This is a genomic window from Streptomyces sp. NPDC032472, from assembly GCF_040636955.1.
Lineage (GTDB): Bacteria > Actinomycetota > Actinomycetes > Streptomycetales > Streptomycetaceae > Streptomyces.
The window spans coordinates 1-17,203 of the sequence record NZ_JBEZVK010000103.1 but is presented as its reverse complement, the minus strand read 5'-3'; the positions used below and the strand labels follow the sequence as shown (position 1 = coordinate 17,203).

15 protein-coding genes are annotated in these 17,203 nt (G+C 74.6%); 12 read left to right on the top strand and 3 right to left on the bottom strand.

The window, feature by feature from the left end:
• Positions 1-53: 53 nt before the first annotated feature.
• A complete protein-coding gene (locus AB0F11_RS34910; protein ID WP_362182839.1) occupies positions 54-380 on the bottom strand; it encodes a hypothetical protein in 327 nt (108 codons plus the stop codon).
• Positions 381-509: 129 nt separating this feature from the next.
• Between AB0F11_RS34910 and AB0F11_RS34905 the strand changes: the two genes are divergently transcribed.
• The 3 genes from AB0F11_RS34905 to AB0F11_RS34895 all read left to right on the top strand — a co-directional run bounded on the left by AB0F11_RS34905 (position 510) and on the right by AB0F11_RS34895 (position 3,328).
• Complete coding sequence (locus AB0F11_RS34905; protein ID WP_362182837.1) at positions 510-1,412, top strand: aminoglycoside phosphotransferase family protein; 903 nt, start codon at positions 510-512, stop codon at positions 1,410-1,412.
• Between the two features lie 209 nt (positions 1,413-1,621).
• Positions 1,622-1,975 carry a hypothetical protein gene (locus tag AB0F11_RS34900; RefSeq protein ID WP_362182834.1) on the top strand — a complete coding sequence of 118 codons (354 nt, stop codon included), beginning with the start codon at positions 1,622-1,624 and terminating at the stop codon, positions 1,973-1,975.
• A 213-nt stretch (positions 1,976-2,188) separates the two neighbouring features.
• On the top strand, positions 2,189-3,328 hold the full coding sequence (locus tag AB0F11_RS34895; RefSeq protein ID WP_362182831.1) for a pyridoxal-phosphate dependent enzyme: 1,140 nt from the start codon (positions 2,189-2,191) through the stop codon (positions 3,326-3,328).
• Positions 3,329-3,406: 78 nt separating this feature from the next.
• Here the strand turns inward: AB0F11_RS34895 and AB0F11_RS34890 are convergent, their stop codons facing one another.
• Positions 3,407-3,703, bottom strand: coding sequence for a hypothetical protein (locus AB0F11_RS34890; RefSeq protein WP_362182828.1), 297 nt, complete (start codon positions 3,701-3,703; stop codon positions 3,407-3,409).
• A gap of 527 nt (positions 3,704-4,230) precedes the next feature.
• On the opposite strand from AB0F11_RS34890, the gene AB0F11_RS34885 reads away from it, so the two are divergent.
• The 4 genes from AB0F11_RS34885 to AB0F11_RS34870 all read left to right on the top strand — a co-directional run bounded on the left by AB0F11_RS34885 (position 4,231) and on the right by AB0F11_RS34870 (position 8,592).
• On the top strand, positions 4,231-4,599 hold the full coding sequence (locus AB0F11_RS34885) for a hypothetical protein (protein ID WP_362182826.1): 369 nt from the start codon (positions 4,231-4,233) through the stop codon (positions 4,597-4,599).
• Positions 4,600-4,757: 158 nt separating this feature from the next.
• On the top strand, positions 4,758-5,948 hold the full coding sequence (locus AB0F11_RS34880) for a serine hydrolase domain-containing protein (protein WP_362182823.1): 1,191 nt from the start codon (positions 4,758-4,760) through the stop codon (positions 5,946-5,948).
• Positions 5,948-7,582, top strand: a complete 1,635-nt coding sequence (locus AB0F11_RS34875; protein ID WP_362182820.1) for an alpha/beta hydrolase — start codon at positions 5,948-5,950, stop codon at positions 7,580-7,582. Before AB0F11_RS34880 ends, AB0F11_RS34875 begins: the two co-directional genes overlap by 1 nt.
• Positions 7,583-7,995: 413 nt before the next feature.
• Positions 7,996-8,592 carry a putative glycolipid-binding domain-containing protein gene (locus tag AB0F11_RS34870; RefSeq protein ID WP_362182817.1) on the top strand — a complete coding sequence of 199 codons (597 nt, stop codon included), beginning with the start codon at positions 7,996-7,998 and terminating at the stop codon, positions 8,590-8,592.
• Here the strand turns inward: AB0F11_RS34870 and AB0F11_RS34865 are convergent.
• Positions 8,535-9,089: an Ig domain-containing protein gene (locus AB0F11_RS34865; protein ID WP_362182814.1), complete on the bottom strand. Its 555-nt coding sequence runs from the start codon at positions 9,087-9,089 to the stop codon at positions 8,535-8,537. The genes AB0F11_RS34870 and AB0F11_RS34865 overlap by 58 nt on opposite strands.
• Before the next feature lie 357 nt (positions 9,090-9,446).
• On the opposite strand from AB0F11_RS34865, the gene AB0F11_RS34860 reads away from it, so the two are divergent.
• From AB0F11_RS34860 to AB0F11_RS34840, 5 genes are read left to right on the top strand one after another with little or no spacing between them, the layout of a single operon-like run.
• Complete coding sequence (locus tag AB0F11_RS34860) at positions 9,447-10,724, top strand: phenylacetate--CoA ligase family protein (RefSeq protein WP_362182811.1); 1,278 nt, start codon at positions 9,447-9,449, stop codon at positions 10,722-10,724.
• Positions 10,721-12,070, top strand: a complete 1,350-nt coding sequence (locus tag AB0F11_RS34855) for an MFS transporter (RefSeq protein ID WP_362182808.1) — start codon at positions 10,721-10,723, stop codon at positions 12,068-12,070. Before AB0F11_RS34860 ends, AB0F11_RS34855 begins: the two co-directional genes overlap by 4 nt.
• Positions 12,067-13,218: a GNAT family N-acetyltransferase gene (locus AB0F11_RS34850; protein ID WP_362182805.1), complete on the top strand. Its 1,152-nt coding sequence runs from the start codon at positions 12,067-12,069 to the stop codon at positions 13,216-13,218. The genes AB0F11_RS34855 and AB0F11_RS34850 overlap by 4 nt, the downstream gene beginning before the upstream one ends.
• Complete coding sequence (locus AB0F11_RS34845; RefSeq protein ID WP_362182802.1) at positions 13,215-14,363, top strand: acyl-protein synthase; 1,149 nt, start codon at positions 13,215-13,217, stop codon at positions 14,361-14,363. Before AB0F11_RS34850 ends, AB0F11_RS34845 begins: the two co-directional genes overlap by 4 nt.
• Before the next feature lie 2 nt (positions 14,364-14,365).
• Complete coding sequence (locus AB0F11_RS34840; protein ID WP_362182842.1) at positions 14,366-16,879, top strand: acyl-CoA reductase; 2,514 nt, start codon at positions 14,366-14,368, stop codon at positions 16,877-16,879.
• Positions 16,880-17,203 lie beyond the last annotated feature (324 nt).

The window sequence follows — 17,203 nt, the reverse complement described above, 5'->3', positions numbered from 1 at the left end:
CGGGAACTCCCGAACACAGTGGCTATGCTCGCGTCATGGCCGCTCTGGGATGGCTAGGCGGCCCTCCGGGTCAGCTCGGCGAGGGCCTTGTTCCGCTCCTCGGACAGGGCGCGCAGCCGGCGGCCGTCGAGCTCCCGGTGGGCGGTGCGCAGGCGGGCGCCCAGGTCCAGCAGCGCCCGTGCCCCGTCGGGGTCGGAGCGGGCGAGGAGGTTGACCGCCCACAGTGCGAGCGTGGGCTTGCGGAGCCGGCCGATCCTGCGCGCGGCCTCGGTGTCCTTCGCGCGCTTGGCCCGGGCCGCGTGGCGGTCCCTCGCCTCGATGAACTGCGCCGGCCGGAGCCCGTACAGCTCGGTGATCACCGCGTCCACATCCATGTCCACCCCCACACCATCGGCCTGCGGGCCGGCCGGCGCGGCCGCGACCCGCCGCACCGAAATGGGTTGACGGGTGATCTTCCGGCGCGTTCGTATGGCCGTTGCGCCCAGCCCCGCCTCAGGAAGGTGCCGCCCATGCCTGCCGGCAAGATGCATGCCGACGAACCGGACATCGATGCCCCGCTCGTACAGCGGCTGATCGCAGCTCAGTTCCCGCACTGGGCGGCCCTGCCCGTCAAGCCCGTCGATTCCGTCGGCACGTCCAATGCCATGTACCGGCTGGGCGAGGACATGGTCGTACGGCTGCCGCGCGTCGCAGGGGCCGCGGAGGACGCCGAGACCGAGCACACGTGGCTGCCGCGACTCGCCCCGTCGCTGCCGGTGGCCGTTCCGGAGCCGCTCGGCAAGGGCGCGCCCGGTGAGGGCTATCCGTGGCGCTGGTCCGTCTTCCGCTGGCTCGACGGCGAGAACCCCGTCAGGGGGCGGATCGCCGAACCGGGCAGGCTCGCACAGGACCTCGCGGCGTTCGTGACCGCGCTGCACCGGATCGATCCCACCGGCGGGCCCACCTCCTTCCGCGGCGGGTCCTTGGCGGAGCGGGACGGCTCGACGCGCAGGGCAATCGCGGCGCTGCGCGGGTCCCTCGACGCCGGGGCGGTGACTGCGGCATGGGACGCCGATCGGCAGGCCCCGGCGTGGGCCGGTCCGGCCGTCTGGATCCATGCGGACCTGCAGCCGGGGAACCTGCTGGTCGCCGGCGGCGGGCTCAGCGCCGTCATCGACTTCGAGTGCCTGGGGCTGGGTGATCCTGCCGTCGATCTGATCACGGCGTGGTACGTGGTGCCGAGGGAGGCCCGGGACACCTTCCGGGCCGCCGCGCGGGCCGACGACGCGGCGTGGGCGCGGGGCCGGGGCTGGGCGCTGTCGGTCGCGCTGATGGAGGCGGACTACTACGGGGAGACGAACCCGGCCATGGCGGCCACCGCGCGGTACGTCATCGGCGAAGTCCTCGCGGACCACGCCGGCCGGACCGCCTGACCGCCCTGCAGCGGGGGCGGGAGTTCGCCGCGGTCGGCGTGGAGGCGGGCCACGACGCGCGCTGCGGGCGGGCTCTCGCGCGCCCGCAGGTCAGGCCGGGGCGGCGTGGCGATATTGCGTGGTGGCCGCTGCTGCACTGCAGGTAGCGTCCGGCCTCCCGGCCGCACGCATCGGCCGGTGTCCTGTTTCGTGTTCAGAGAGCAGTTCCCATGACCAGCCAGCCCGCGACGACGACCCTGTGGCGCCCCACCGGCCCCGTGGAGCTGGACCTGGTCCGCGCACTCGACTGGCGTGCGTGGCCGCCGCGGCTGCCGGAGCAGCCGATCTTCTATCCGGTCCTCAACGAGGACTACGCGGTGAAGATCGCAAGGGACTGGAACGTGGAGCACGACGGCGCGGGCTTCGTCACCCGCTTCGAGGTCGAGTCGGAGTTCCTGAGCCGGTATCCCGTCCAGCAGGCGGGTGGCCGGACGGTCCTCGAGCTGTGGGTCCCGGCCGAGGAGCTCGGCGAGTTCAACGCCCACATCGTCGGCAGGATCGAGGTCGTCCACGAGTTCCGCTGAGCGGCGGACCGCGGCGAAGGCACGCGTCCCTGGGCAGCCGCAGGCACCGGCGGTCACCCGTGCAGGTGCAGTCCCGCCCCCGCCCGGCACCTGGTACCCCGTACGGCAGTTGGACGGCCGAAGGGGTGCCAATGGGGTGCCGACGGGGTGCCGGACGGGCTGTCGAACGGGCTGCCGGACGGTGTGCCGATCGGCTGAGGAGGCCGGGTTCGCGTGGAGGTCTACGCGCAGGACGGCGGCGTCGTCCGCAGGTACGCCGCCCGTCTGTCGGCCGACCCGGCACTGATCGACCGGGCCTCACTCCGGGAGGGCGGGCGGATCGTGCAGCTCGCGCCGCAGGGCGGGGTGGGGCTCGACGTCCTGGACCTGTCGACGGCCAACACCACCGGGACGTTCAAGTCCTGGATGGTCTGCCTCGCCGTCGCACAGTGCCTGCGCAAGGGCAGCCCGCTGGTGCTGACCCAGAGCTCGGGGAACACCGCCAACGCCGTGGCCGCGTACGCCGCCCACGCCGGGCTGCGCGCGGTGGTCCTGCACCCGCCTGCCTCGCGCCGCCGGATCGTGCCGGAGCTCGCGGAGGCGGACGGCGTGCAGTTCGTCGAGGTCGACGCCGCGGAGGACGAGATCAAGACCGCCATGGTGGCCTGCTCGGAGGCCTCGGGCGTGCCGATCGCTCCCGCGCGGGAGGACATGTACGAGGGGCACAAGCTGCGCGCCCACTTCCTGGCCGACGCCGCGCGCGAGCTGGGCCGGCAATGGGACTGGCACGTCCAGGCGGTCTCCAGCGGCTACGGGCCCCTCGGCCACTACCGCGGGCTGCGTGAGGTCCTGCGCTCGGATCCCGGCGGGGTCCGCGTGCCCCGGTTCCTCGGCGTCCAGCAGGAGGCGGTTGCGCCGTACGTGGACGCGCTGACCGGCGGCGGCCGGGAGACGGGCGCGGACCGCCCGGTCCCCGCCGTGCTGGAGCCGACGCTCTTCCGCCGGGCCCTCACCGACGAGCTCGTCGCGGAGATGCGGGAGGTGTGCGCCTTCTCCCGCGGGACCGTGCGCCGGCTCGCCAACACCCGGTACCTGCAGCTGGAGCCGCGGGCCGTCACCCTTCTGACGGAGGCCGGCGTGTCCGTGGCCCGCGACGACGCCGGGGCCCCTTGGGAACGCGCCGGCCTCTACGCCCTGGCCGGGACGCTCGCCGCGATCGAGGAGGGCCTGATCCGCCCGGGCGAGCGCGCCCTGGCCGTGTTCACCGGCGGCTCGGCCCCCGCCCCGCCCCGCACGTACGAACCCCACTGGCTCGCCGACCGCACCGACGCCGAGGAGGTCACCACACGGGCCCTCGACAAGCTCCGCCCCTGATGTCTGCGGTTCCACAGCCGGTGCCGTCAGAGGGCTTTGGATCTACGTCGAGCGGTACTGCGCACGCTCGTGCGAGGGTCAGGTGCGGGGCCGGCGCCACCCGCCGATGACCGTGCTCAGAGCCAGCACGGCCGCCGCCCAAGCCGCGGGCGTCCAAGGGGAGTTGGTGCCCGCCACGACCGGCGACACCCGGTGGCGGCGGTCGTAGGCGATGCGCACCTCTCCGCCGACCTCGGCGATGTGGTGGTCCGTCTTGATCTCGCCGGGACCTCCGTCCGGGCACTGCAGCGTGTGCCGGTAGACGGTCCTGCCGGGGGGGGCGTCCCCTCCCCGTACGAGGCCTGCTCCCGCGCGTCGATCGCCCGTACGACGCACAGCGCCTCGTCGGGGCGTGCCGCGGCCTGGTCCGCCGCGGTCACCGTCAGCAGCAGGCCCGCGGCCAGGAGCAGGGCGCCGAACAGGCCGCCGCTGCCGCCCGCGAGGACGAAGTACGCGATCGCCGAGCCGAGGACCAAGGCCGCCCCGCCGACCAGGGCCGCCGGCGCGGGGAGGGCCGACCCGCCGGCCAGGGCCCACCAGGCCCAGCCGAACGTGAGCGCCGCGGCGAGGGCGGGCAGGACTGCGGCGCCGAGCGACCTGCCCGTGTCCGGCTGCGGATGCGGCTGCCGCTGCTTCTGCGTCCTTCCTGCCCGTGCTGCGGTGTCCCCCACCGGCGCCACCCCCTGCCGACCGGGACGCGGCCGCGGTCCCGCACGGTTGCGCCACCGCTGCTTCGGCCGGTACGGGCCTCAGCTCGGCGTCGTACGCGGACAGGTCCGGGGGCATTCGGGCCGGCCGCGCTGTAGCCTGCGCGCGACCGGGGTGGCACGGCTCCGGGAGTCATCGGAGCAAGGGGCAGGACCATGGGCGACGGGCGGCGGGAGCGCTGGATCATCACCGCGGAACGGGTCAGCGAGCGGAACTCGGAGGACGGCGGGTTCCTGGAGGCGGTCAGCGAGTTCGACGGGACCCGGGAGGAGGCCGACCGGGCCATGGAGGAGGCCGCCCGGACCATCGTCGTCGGGACCTTCTTCCAGGAGCGCCGCCGGCTGGTCTACCGCCAGGACGACGGCTCGTACCTGGTGCGCTGCACCGGCAGGATGGGCGGCCGCCAAACCCGCGTGCTCAGACTCGGCCGGCTGGTATGGGACTCCGCCGCGAAGGACGCCGCCGCGGAGGGCGGCCGGGCCGGCGCCCCCGAGGACGCCCCGGGGCCCGTCGACAGCCGGTAGACCGGCCGGCAGGGGGTGGGGCTGTCCCCCGGTCGCCTCGGGGGCGGCCCGCAGTGAAGCCCCGGCGGATGATCTTTAGCGTCTGCTGTATGAGATATTTACGGCATTCGTACAGCAGGCGGGGGCCGGGCAGGCGGTGGCCCGGACGGTACGGGGCAGTGGCAGCGGCCCTGCTCCTGACGGGGGCCGCGGTGGCGGCCGGCGCCCCTGCAGGCGTGGCCGCGACCCGGCCGGCCACGGCCGCCGCCGGGTGCGACAGCGCACAGCGGGCGGTCGCCGAGTCCCTCGGCGTCCTCGTCACCCGGCACGGCATCCCGGGCGCCGCCGCGGAGTTCGTCGACCCGCGCTGCGGCCGCCGGGAGGCCGCCCGCGGTGTCGCCGACCTGGGCACCGGGCGCCCGATGCGGGCCGGGGACCGGCTGCGGATCGGCAGCGTCAGCAAGACGTTCACCGCGACGGTCGTCGTGCAGCTGGCCGCGGAGGGCCGGATCGGGCTGGACTCCCCCGTCGAGCACTATCTGCCCGGGCTGATCCGGGGCAACGGCCACGACGGCCGCACCACCACCGTACGGCAGCTGCTCCAGCACACCAGCGGCCTGCCCGACCACATGGACGCCTTGGCCGACGTGCCCGTGGAGCAGTGGCGCTACCGGCACTTCGACGCCCACGAGTTGATCTCGATGGCGCTGCGGCTGCCGCGGCCCGGGGGAAGCTGGCACTACTCGACCACCAACACCCTCCTCGCCGGGCTCATCGTCGAGAAGGTCACCGGGCGCGGTATCGAGGCCGAGGTGACGCGGCGGATCATCCATCCGCTCGGGCTGCACGACACGTACTGGCCGGGTGACCAGACGCACATCCGCGGGGCGCACTCGCGCAGTTACTCCGCACTGCTCCCCGCGCCCGGCCCGGTGGACGGCACCGAGTGGAACATGACGCTCGGCGGGGCGGGCGGGGCGCTCGTCTCCTCCCCCGCGGACATGAACCGGTTCCACGGCGCGCTGTTCGGCGGTCGGCTGCTGTCCGCCCGCTGGCTCGCCGAGATGACCCGCACCGTCCCGGCCGACCCGGACCGGCTGTGGCCCGGCGCCCGGTACGGGCTCGGCCTGATCGCCACCCCGCTGCCGTGCGGCGGCTGGTGGTGGGGGCACGCCGGGACGGTACCCGGGGGACACCGGGCGCTGGGCGCGGTCGGCCCCGGCGGCCGCACGGTCGCGCTCGCCCTCAACCGGGTGCCCGCGACCGACCGGGCGGAACAGGACTTCCGCGCGGTGGTGGACGCCGCTCTGTGCGCCCCGGACAGCTCGAACGGCCGTGACGGCACGAACCCCTCCAAGGAGACACCGTGATGACCCGCAGCACCAGCACCGGCACCCGCACCGGCACCGCTGCCGCCGCTCGCCGCGCCTCGGCCGTCGGCCTCGCCCTCGCCGCCTGTCTCGCCGCCACGCCTGCCGCTCCGGCCGCGGCCGCCCCGGCCCGGTCGTCCGCGGCGTCGGCAGCGGCGGCAGCGTCGGGGGCCTCCGGCGCGGGGCTCGACCGCTTCCAGCGGCAGCGCCCGGCCTGGCACAGCTGCGTGCTGGGCCCGGGTGACGAGGTGGGCAAGGGCCTGGAGAAGGCGGGTGCGCAGTGCGCGGACGTGACCGTTCCGCTCGACTACGCCGACCCCGGCGGCCGCACGCTCACCGTCGCGATCTCCCGGATCCGGGCGACCGACACCCGGCGGCGCATCGGCGCGCTGCTGGTCAACCCGGGCGGCCCCGGCGGCTCGGGCCTCGACTTCGCGCCGGAGGTCCGCACGGCGATGAAGGACGTCGGCGCCCGCTACGACGTGATCGGCATGGACCCGCGGTTCGTCGGCCGCAGCACCCCGCTGGACTGCGGCTGGCCCGTCGGTGTCACGCTGCTCTCGCCCGGCGGCGACCGGGCCGGGTTCGACCGCCGGGCCGCCTTCCAGAAGGACCTGGCCGACCGGTGCAGGGCCACGAACGCATCGGTGCTGCCGCACGTCAGCACCCGCAACACCGCCCGCGACATGGACGTGATCAGGGCTGCGCTCGGCGAGCGGAAGATCTCCTACGTGGGCTACTCGTACGGGACCTACCTGGGCACGGTCTACACGCAGATGTTCCCCGGCCGCCACGACCGCGTGGTCCTCGACGGGGCCCTCGACCCGCACCGCTACGGCCCCCGCCTGATGTGGGGCAGCGTCGAGCGCGAGAGCGAGCAGGCCCTGGCGGACTGGGCCGCATGGGCTGCGGCCCGCGACGACGCCTACGGCCTCGGCCGCACCCGTACCGACGTCCTCGCCTCAGTCGACCGGATCGTGGCGGCGGCCGGGCGCGGCCCGCTGACCGTCGGCACCGGAGCCGAGGCGTTCCGGCTGGATGCCGCACAGGTGCCGTTCGTGGTCTTCCAGGGGATCGCGGACGACACCGACGGGGGCCGCGGAGCGCTGGCCGAGCAGCTGTCGGTGCTGGCGCGGGCGGCCGAGGGCCGGGCGGTCCCGCTGACGCCGCAGTTCGCGCAGTTGCTGCGGTTCGCCCTGACCTCCGAGGGCTCCGCGTTCGGCAGCGCGCAGACCGCGATCCTGTGCGGGGACGCGGCCGCACCGCGCGACGTCGAGCAGTACTGGAGGGACGTCGAGGACAGCCGCACGGCGCATCCGCTGTTCGGGCCCCTGACCGCCGGCGTCGGGCCGTGTGCGTTCTGGGACCCGCCGCGCGAGGAGCCCACCCGGGTACGGCGCGACGCCGCGGCGCTGATCGTCGCCGCCACCGGCGATCCGCGCACCCCGTACACCGGCAGCGTCGCCCTGCGGAACCTGCTGCCGGGTTCCCGGCTGGTCACCCTGCGAGGAGCCAACCGGCACGGGATCTACGGGGAGTACGGCAGCTCCTGCGTGGACGACGCGGTGAACGCCTACCTGGCCACGGGCCGGCTGCCGCAGCAGGACCGGACCTGCGTCAAGCAGCCGGGCTGAGGCCCCAACCGGCCCCACCGATCGGTCTGCGCCCTGTCCGGGCCGCACCGACCATGTCATTGCGTGGTGAAGGAAGCTGCTTGGCCCGGGCTCCCGGCGACGGGAGGTACGGGACGACCAGCCGGGCGCCGGCCGCGGCGGTGCGCAGGTGCTCCCGCAGGGCGGGCTCCCCGCCGGCGGGCCCGTCGAGCCCATGTCCGGCTCGAACAGCTCGTCGACGTCGGTCATGACGACACCTACCCGGTGCGTGCGCGTTGTTGCGTTGCGGCCCGGTTCCTCGGGGCCTCCTCCGGGCTTGTCCCGGCGGGATGGGAAAGCCGTACGAAGGCCGGAACAACGTGGGTTCGACGCCGGATGGATGCCGGATCGACACCCTGCGCGGTGCGCCCGCGCCCGTACCGGATGATCGGTGCATGAGCAATTCGGAACGTTTCACCCGCACCTGGCACGTCTCGGCCGGCCGGGGATACGACACCGCATGGGGCGAGTTCACCGGCGACCGGATGCGGGCGCACGGCCGCGCGATGGCGCTGGAGGGCGGCCCGTACTGGGTCGCGTACGAGCTGGAGACCGGCCCGGACCACGTCACGCGCGCGCTGCGCGTCGCCGTGGACGGGCCGGGGCACCGGGCGCGGGCGGTGGAGCTGCTGCGGGACGAGGAGGGGCGCTGGAGCGTCGACGGGAGGGAGCGCCGCGATCTCGACGGGGCGCTCGACTGCGATCTCGGGCTGTGCCCGCTGACCAACACCATGCCGGTACGGCGCCACGGTCTGCACCTGGCGCGGCAGGCCGGCCCGGGGCGGCGGTTCCTCATGGCCTGGGTGTCCGTGCCGGACCTGGCGGTGGTGGCGTCGGAGCAGACGTACACCCCGCTGGGCGGAGGGCGGGTGCGCTACGCGTCCGGGAGCTTCCGCAGCGACGTGGCCTTCGACGGCGACGGGCTGGTACGCGACTACCCGGGCCTGGCCGAGGAGCTGGCCGCCGGGCCGGCGGCGGGCGCCGGCGGCTGACCGGTGGCCCGGTGGCCCCATGACCCGGTGCGGCGGGCGGTCCCAGGGCGCATCGCCTGCCGGAACCGCCCGCCGCGGGGCTCGACGGACCGGTGGTTCAGCAGCGCGGGCAGGCGTCGCGGATGACGCGCCAGGTGAAGGTGGCGCTGCCCGAGGCGCCGGCCCGCGTCCGTGGCGGTGACCGTCACGGTACGGGTCCCGGCGCCGCGGAGGGTGCCACTGATCACCCCGGAGGCGGGGTCGATCCTTGCGCCGGTGGGCAGGTTGACGGCCGACCAGGTGTACGGGCCGGTCCCGCCGGTGGCGGCGGTCACCTGGATGCGGACGAAGTCGTACTGATAGCTGACCTGGTCGCCGGGGGACGCCACCGCGGGGGCGGCGGCCACGACAGCGGCCGCGGGAGGTACGGCGGCGGGCGAGGCGGCGGCCGCGGGGCCGGCGGGCAGGGCCAGGGCCGCGGTCAGGCCTAGGGCCAGAACCGCCAATCGGCGCGACACGCGCGCTGGGGTTCTCATACGTGACCTTCGAACTCGCTCGTTCGACAGCAGGGTTCAAGGTGCGATGGGACGCGCGAAGCCTACGCATGCCCCCGAGGAGTTCCTCCAGAGCGCTGCCGGGCGGCTTCCGGCCACCCGGTGTGGTCTTCCTCATGGCCGGAAATACCTGCTCAATTTGGCGGCAAGCGGAACGATGTCTCATCATTGTGACTGCACGTCAGTTTTCGGCGTGCTCTCAGGGGAGACGGGGGCGCGGGGGTTCCCCCGTGCACACCGTTCGACCCGCCGGCGAGCCCGTGGTCTCGCCGTGCCTCGCGGTGGCTCCCGCCCACGATCCGCTCACCTAGGCAAAGGACCATGTCCGCCCACCACCTCTCGGACCTCATACGGTTCGTCCGTCACAACTCGCCCTTCTACCGCGACCTCTACGCGTCCGTATCGCCGGACGCCGACCGCCTCACCGACCTGCCGGTGGTCGACCAGCGGGAGTTCTGGGCGGCCAACACGCTGCGCGGCAACCGCGTCCTGACCGGTCCCCTCGGCGAGGCCACCGTCTACAAGACCGGCGGGACCACCGGCGCGCCCAAGTTCTCCGTCTACACCCGCGACGAGTGGCGCACCTTCGTGACCTCGTTCGGCCAGGGGCTCGTGGACACGGGGCTGCGCCCGGGACACCGGGTCGCCGACCTCTTCTACGCCGGCGAGCTCTACGCCAGCTTCCTGTTCATCCTCGACTCCCTCGCCCACGCGCCCGTGGACAACGTCCGCCTGCCCATCGGCGGCGCCGCGCCCTTGGAGTCCACGATCCCGACCCTGCGCGACCTCGGCGCGCAGGTCCTCGCCGGCACCCCCACCACGCTGTGCCGGCTCGCCGAGCAGGTCATCGCCTCCGGCGCCCGCCTCCCCGACGTGGAGCTGCTGCTCTTCGGCGGCGAGGCGCTCTTCGCCGACCAGCGGCGCCTGCTGGCGGCCGCCTTCCCCGGCGCCGAGGCCCGCTCCGTCGGGTACGCCAGCGTCGACGCCGGACTGCTCGGCCGGCCCGTGCCCGGGCCCGACGCCCGCGTGCACCGCGCCTTCGAGCCGTACTCCGTCGTCGAGATCCTCGACGACACCACCGACGAGCCGATCACCGAACCCGGCCGGCCGGGCCGCGTGGTCGTCACCAGCCTGTTCCGGCGCCTGATGCCGGTGATCCGCTACCCCGCGGGCGACCGGGCCGAGTGGACCGGCACCGGCCCGGGGCACTTCCGGATCCTGGGCCGCGCCGAGGAGGGCGTACGGGTCGGGCCGGTGTCCCTGTACACCCAGGACGCACAGGACGCCGTGGCCGCCGCGGACACCGCCGGGCGGATCGTCGGCATGCAGCTCGTCGTACGCCGCTGGGACGGCCGCGACGGGCTCGTCCTGCGGCTGGCGACGGCCCCCGGCGGGGACGGGACCGACCCCGCCGGGCTGGAGACCCTCGCCAAGGCGGTCGTCACCGAGCTGGAGACCGTCCGGCCGCTCTATCCGGACAGCGTCCGCGCCGGGTTCGTGCACCCGCTGAGCGTGGAATGGGTGCGCCACCGCGACCTCGCCGTCAACCCGCGCTCGGGCAAGCTCGTCCGGGTCCTCGACGAGAGGCCGACCGTATGACCGCCCCGGCACAGAGCACGGCACGGACCACGGCACGGGCTGCCGTGGCCGCGGCCGCGCCCGAGGCCCGGCGCATGCCGCTCGTGCTGCGCAACCGCGCCTTCGGCGCCGTCTGGCTGGGCCAGGTGCTGACCCAGGCATCAGTGCGGATGTTCCAGGTCGGCGTCTCCTGGTGGCTGGTCGCGTACGCCGTCCAGGACTCCGGGGGTCTGGCCTCCGGGCTGTTCATGGCCGCCTGCACCCTGCCCGCCGTGGTCCTGGCCCCCGTGGTGGCCAAGGCCGTCGCGGCCTTCGCGCACCGCTCGGTGCTGCGGAGCGCCGCCGCGCTGGCGGGGGCGGGCGCCGGAGCGCTCGCGCTGTGGGCCCAGGGCAGCGGCCTGCCGGTCCCGGCCGTCTACGCCGCCGCCCTCGCCCTGGCCACCTGCCAGGCCTTCTTCGACCCCTGCCTGACCACGTCGGTCCCGGAACTGGTCGACGACGCGGACATCGAGACGGCCACCGGCTTCGAGCTGTCCACCCAGTCCCTGGCCGGCCTCGGCGGGGCGCTGCTCGGCGCCCTGGTCGTGGACCGGGCGGGGCTCGCCTGGCTGGCCGCGGGCTGCGCGGCCGCCTACCTGGCCGCGGCCGCCCTGGTGACGAGCGCCCGCTTCGGCAACCCGGCACCCGCGGCCGGCGATGCCGCCGACCCCGTGCAGGCCGCCCCGAGGCGCACGCTGCGCCGCATCCTCGGTGAACTGCCCTACGTACGCCGGATCCTGGTCTGCTTCACCGCGGCGAACCTCTTCACCGCCGCCGTGTTCGTCGTCATCCCGCTCTACACGCGCTCCGTCCTCGACGGCGGCGGCGGTACCGTCGCGCTGCTGGAGGCCTCCCTCGGCACCGGCGCGCTCATCGGCGCGTTCACCGGGACCCGGGTCCCGGGCCGGCCCACCGTGGCCGGCGCGTACTGCCTGGGCCTGATGGCGCTCGCCCTGGCCCTGCCCGGGCTGTTCGCGCACCGCGCGGTCATCTCCGGCTGCCTGGCCGTGGCCGGCTGGTGCGCCGGGGCGGTCAGCGTGCGCTTCGTCGCCCTGTTCCAGCGGCTGGTTCCCACCGCCGACAAGCCGGGCTTCTTCGCCGTGATGCAGGCCGTGCTGGGCGCGTCCCTGCCGGTGGCCTCCCTGGTGTTCGGCACCGCGGGCGACCACCTGTCGCCGCAGGTCCTGTGCCTGGTGCAGGGTACGGGCCTGGCCCCCGCGGCCGTCGCCCTGGCCCTGCTCGGCTCCACCGCGCCGACGCCCGAGCCCGAGCCCGACTCCGAGCCCGACTCCGAGCCCGCGCTCGAACCGGTCGGAGGAGAGCAGTGACCCTCGTCATCACGGAGGCCGCCTGCGCCGACATCGCCGAACTGCGCCAGCTGTACTACGCCGTCTACGGACCGCACTACCCCGTGGCCCTCGGCACCGACCCCGCCGAGATGGCCCGGCTCATCGGCGACCCGCACTCCCTGTGGCTCGTCGGCCGCTGCGCGGACTCCGGGGCGCTGACCGCCTCGGCCGCGATCCGCAGCGAGGCGGGCAGCCGCATCGGCCGCCTGGAAGGCATCGCCGTGCACCCGGAGCACCGGTCCGGGGGCCTGGCCGCCGCGCTGACCGGGGCTCTGTGCGCCGGGATGCTGGACACCGGGCGGCTGGACTCGGTGTACGCCACCGTCCGCACCGTCAGCGCCGGCCCCCAACGGGTCGTCGCCCGCAACGGGTTCAGGCCGCTGGGCATCCTGCCCAATGCGGTGGATCTCAGCAGCCGCGAAAGCCTCGCACTCTACGCGCGTCACTGCGCCGGGGTGCTCGACCGCCGGATCCCCGTCACCGAAGTGCCCGCGGCGCTGCTGCCGCTGCTGCGGACCGCCGGGGACGCCCTGGGCATCGGCTACCCCGGGGTCCGGGTCACCGCCCCGGCGCCACCCGCACCGGCGCCCGCATCCCAATCGGCTTCGTCCCGGCTGGAGATGATCGAGGCCCCGGCCTTCGTCCGGCGCCGCTTCCGCGAGCGCTTCCCCGGCTCCGACGGCTGGTTCTACCCGCTGCACACCCCGAACGTGCTGCTCACCCCGGAGGACGGCCGGTTCGAGGTGTACGCGTACCTCAACCGGGCCGGCGGCTACTGCTCCCTGCTGACGGCCCACCCGGAGCCGGCCGCCGCGGCCGAGTGCCTGGAACCGGTGACCCGGGCGCTGGCCCGGGCCGGCGCCGGCTACGTGGAGGCACTGGTGCCGCTCGCGCACCACGAAGCCCTCTCGGCCTTCCTGGCCCAGGGGTTCGTCGCCGGGGCGCTCTACCCGGCGATGCGCGCGGACGGCGACGGCTTCCACGACTACGCCGTGCTGTCCCGCTCGACCGAGCGGATCGACTTCCGCGGCGTCGCCGTCGAACCGCCCCTGCAGCCCTACCTGGACTGCTACGTGTCGGCCTGGGCGTCGACGCACCTGCCCACTTCACCCGAGGTTGCCCCATGAACCCCCATCTCGCCCCGGTCGGCGTGCCCGACCCCGCCCTCCTGCCGCACGTACAGCAACTGTGCGACCTGGTGGACCCGTACGCCTACGGGCCCGCCGAGGACGAGCTGTTCGCCACGGCCATGGCGGAGATCAACGCCTGGCACACCGAGCGGTCCCCGTTCTTCCGCTCGCTGTACGAGGCCACCGTGCCGGACGGTCCGTACCGCACGCCGCTGGTCCACGCGAACTTCTTCAAGCGGCACGAGGTGCTGTCCATCCCCCGCGAGGACGTCGACCTGCACCTGACCTCCTCCGGGACCACCGGCCAGAAGTCGCAGATGTTCTTCGACCGCTGGACGATCCGCTCCGCGCAGCGCATGGTCGCCCGCATCTTCGACCGCAACGGCTGGATCACCCCCGCCCAGGAGGTCAACTACCTGCTGTACAGCTACGAGCCGGCGCCCTCCCTCAACCTCGGCACCGCCTTCACCGACAACTACCTGTGCGACTTCGCCCCGGCGCGCAGCGTCGAGTACGCGCTGCGCCACACCGGCGGCGACCACGAGTTCGACCCCTTCGGCTGCATCGCCGCACTGCGCCGCTTCGAGCAGGACGACGCCCCGGTCCGCATCCTCGGCTTCCCCGCCTTCCTGTTCTTCACCCTGGAGCGGATGCGGGCCATGGGGATGGCGCCGCTGCAGCTGCCCGAGGGCTCCCTGGTGATCCTGGGCGGCGGCTGGAAGGGGCATGCCGACCGGCGCATCGGCAAGGAGGAGCTGTACGCCCGGGTCACCGAGCAGCTCGGGATCCCGGGCGAGCGGATCCGGGACACCTTCGGCTCGGTCGAGCACTGCATCCCGTACATCGAGTGCGACCACCACCGGCTGCACGCCCCCGTCTGGTCCCGGGTGGCGATCCGCTCCACCCGCACGCTGGAGCCGCTGCCCTACGGGGAGCAGGGCTACCTGCACCTGGTGTCGCCGTACATCACCTCCGTGCCGGCGCAGAGCGTGCTGATGGGCGACCTCGCCTCCCTCCAGCCGGGCGAGGCCTGCGGCTGCGACCTCGACACCCCCTGGTTCACCGTCCACGGCCGGGCCGGGGTGAGCCGCAACCGGAGCTGCGCGGTGGCCGCAGCGGAACTGATGAAGGGAATGGCGTGACCATGCGAGACGACCACCACCACTACTGGCAGGGCGCGTTCGTCGGCGACGAGGAGGCCGGGCGCCGGCTGGCGGAGCTGCCGGCCGCGGTCGAGGCCGCGCTGGCCTCCCCCCTGGAGACCGAGACCGTCCTGGCCGCCTGCGACGCCCTCGCCGGCGCGCTGCTCGACCCGGCGCACCCGGTGCGCGCCCGGCTGGCCGCGTACCTGCCCGAGGGCGAGGACCCGGCGGTCCTCGGCGAGCTCGGCCGCCTGCTGGGGCGCCGCGAGCTGACCCGCAAGCTCCGCCGCGAGCTGGGCGGCGCCGCGCCGGGCCGGCTGAACCGGGCCGATCCGCGGGAGACGGTCTACGAGGCGTGGGCGCCCGTCGGCCTGGTCGCCCACATCGCGCCGGGCAACGCGGCCACCGTCGCCCCGCTGAGCATCGTCGAGGGCCTGCTCGCGGGGAACGTCAACGTACTGAAGACCAGCAGCGCCGACACGCTCCTGACCCAGCACCTGATGGCCGAGCTCGCCGCCCAGGACCCCAGCGGGGCCCTGGCGGCGCGGGTGATGGTGCTGCGCTTCCCCTCCTCCCGGCATGAGTGGCTGCGCCTGATGTGCGCGCCCGCCGACGCCGTCGCCGTGTGGGGCGGGGAGAGCGCCGTGGCCGGGGTGGCCGCCCATGTGCCGGCCGGGTGCCGGCTGGTGGAGTGGGGGCACCGGATCTCCTTCGCGTACCTGACGGCCGACGCCTGGTCGGAGCCGGAGGTGCTCGGCGCCCTCGCGGACGACGTCTGCCTGTACGAGCAGCAGGCCTGTTCCAGCCCGCAGGTGGTCTACCTCGACACCGAGGACGAGGGCGAGGTGTTCGCGTTCGCCGAGCGCTTCGCCGCCGTACTGGGCGCCCGCCCGGCCGCGGTGGGCGCCGTGGGCCTCGACGGCCCGGATCCGGCCGAGGAGGCCGAGCTGACCACCACCGAGCTGGTGGCCCGTCTGGAGGAACACCTCGGCCTGACCCGGGTGTTCGCCGCGGCCGACGGCTCGTGGCGGGTCATGGCCGACGTCCGCTCCCCGCTCACCGCCTCGCCGCTGCACCGCAGCGTGTGGGTCAAGCCGCTGCCGCGCAAGCAGCTGATCGCCACCCTGCGGCCCATGCGGCGCTACCTGCAGACCGCGGGCATCGCGGGCAGCCGCAGCGACATCGCCGAGCTCTCCCGCACCGCCCTGGCGGCCGGCGTCACCCGGGTCACGCCGGTCGGCTCCATGCTGGAGAGCTACGCGGGCGAGCCGCACGACGGCGTGTACGCACTCCAGCGCTACAGCCGCCGCGTCGCGGTCCAGGCCGACCCCGAGCGCTTCGCGACCACCGCCTGCCTGGACGACCTGGCCCGTCCCGTCGTCCTGCCGCAGCCCGCCGGCCCGCTGCAGGGCAAGGAGGAGGTCCAGGCGCTCAACGGGCAGGTGGCGCGCGCCGATGCCGAGCTGTACTTCCACAGCGGCGGCAGCACCGGCGCCCCGGCGCTGTCGCTGTTCAGCTACGACGACTACGACACCCAGATGCACGCCGCGGCCCGCGGACTGCTCGCCGCCGGCTACGACCCGGTCGCGGACCGCACCGCCAACCTCTTCTACTGCGGCGGCATGTACGGCAGCTTCATCAGCTTCTTCTCCGTCCTGGAGCGGCTCGGCGGCGTCCAACTGCCGCTCGCCGCGGGCCCGGACCACCGGGAGACGGCGCAGGCGCTGATCGACCACGGCGCCGACACGCTGTTCGGGATGCCCTCGTACCTGTGGCAACTGCTGCACGCGGAGGCCGACGCGCTGCGCGCCTACGGGGGCCTGCGCAAGGTCTTCTACGGCGGTGAGCACTTCACGCCGGAGCAGCAGCGGGTGCTGAAGGAGGAGTTCGGCATCGAGGTGGTCCGCTCCATCACGTACGGCAGCACCGACCTGGGCCCGCTGGGCTACCAGTGCACCGAGAGCGCGGGCGGCGTCCACCACCTGCACGCCGACCTGCACACCCTGGAGATCCTGGACGTGGACCGGGACCACCCGGTCGTGCCGGGCGAAACGGGCCGCCTGGTCTTCACCACCCACGCCCGGCGCGGCCAGCACCTGGGCCGGTACGTCATCGGCGACCTCGGCCGGGCGATACCCGGGCGCTGCCCCTGCGGCAGCCACGCCCCGCGGTTCGAACTGCAGGGCCGCACCGGTGACGTGATGCGGGTGGCGACGTACCTGCTGAACCACCGCCGCTTCGTGACCCTGGCCGAGGAGGAAGGCGGCCACCGCGGCGAGCTGCAGATCCTGATCGCGTCCGGGGACGCGCGCGAGCGGCTCACCGTACGGGTGGAACGCACGGCGGCGACGGATCCCGGCCGGCTCCGCGAGGTCTTCCTGTCCGGCTACCCGGAACTCCGCTCGGCGGTGGAGGACCGCCTGTTGGACCTCACGGTGGAAGCGGTGGACGGCTCCGCCCTGACCCGCATCCCGACGAGCGGCAAACTCCGCACGGTGATCGACGCCCGCCGCTGACGAAGCCGCCGCCTGCCTCGCCCGCTGCGCGGAGCCGTTTCCCCACCCCGTCCCTTCCCGAACCGGGCTCCGCCCGGACCCTCCCCCAGACTCCGTCCGGGGGGACCCCCAGGGCGCACCGCGCCCGATCACACGCCGCGCGGGGTGGATTTTCCAGCCTCGCAGGCGTTTGAGGCGGGGGGGTCTGGGGGCGGAGCCCACGGTTTCGGGAAGGGGCGGGGCGGGGCGGGGGGGGGTGCCCCTATGGGTTTCGTCAACCCGTGGGGGCGGGTTGGGGTTCGTAGAAGGTGCCGTCGCGGAGCATCGCGAAGAGCACGTCGACTC

Bases quoted from the DNA above. Each gene is read 5' to 3' on its own strand.
- AB0F11_RS34860 (WP_362182811.1), top strand. From the start codon at position 9,447: ATGTCCGCCCACCACCTCTCGGACCTCATACGGTTCGTCCGTCACAAC.
- AB0F11_RS34885 (WP_362182826.1), top strand. From the start codon at position 4,231: ATGGGCGACGGGCGGCGGGAGCGCTGGATCATCACCGCGGAACGGGTC.
- AB0F11_RS34875 (WP_362182820.1), top strand. From the start codon at position 5,948: ATGACCCGCAGCACCAGCACCGGCACCCGCACCGGCACCGCTGCCGCC.
- AB0F11_RS34845 (WP_362182802.1), top strand. From the start codon at position 13,215: ATGAACCCCCATCTCGCCCCGGTCGGCGTGCCCGACCCCGCCCTCCTG.
- AB0F11_RS34855 (WP_362182808.1), top strand. From the start codon at position 10,721: ATGACCGCCCCGGCACAGAGCACGGCACGGACCACGGCACGGGCTGCC.
- AB0F11_RS34840 (WP_362182842.1), top strand. From the start codon at position 14,366: ATGCGAGACGACCACCACCACTACTGGCAGGGCGCGTTCGTCGGCGAC.
- AB0F11_RS34905 (WP_362182837.1), top strand. From the start codon at position 510: ATGCCTGCCGGCAAGATGCATGCCGACGAACCGGACATCGATGCCCCG.
- AB0F11_RS34900 (WP_362182834.1), top strand. From the start codon at position 1,622: ATGACCAGCCAGCCCGCGACGACGACCCTGTGGCGCCCCACCGGCCCC.
- AB0F11_RS34870 (WP_362182817.1), top strand. From the start codon at position 7,996: ATGAGCAATTCGGAACGTTTCACCCGCACCTGGCACGTCTCGGCCGGC.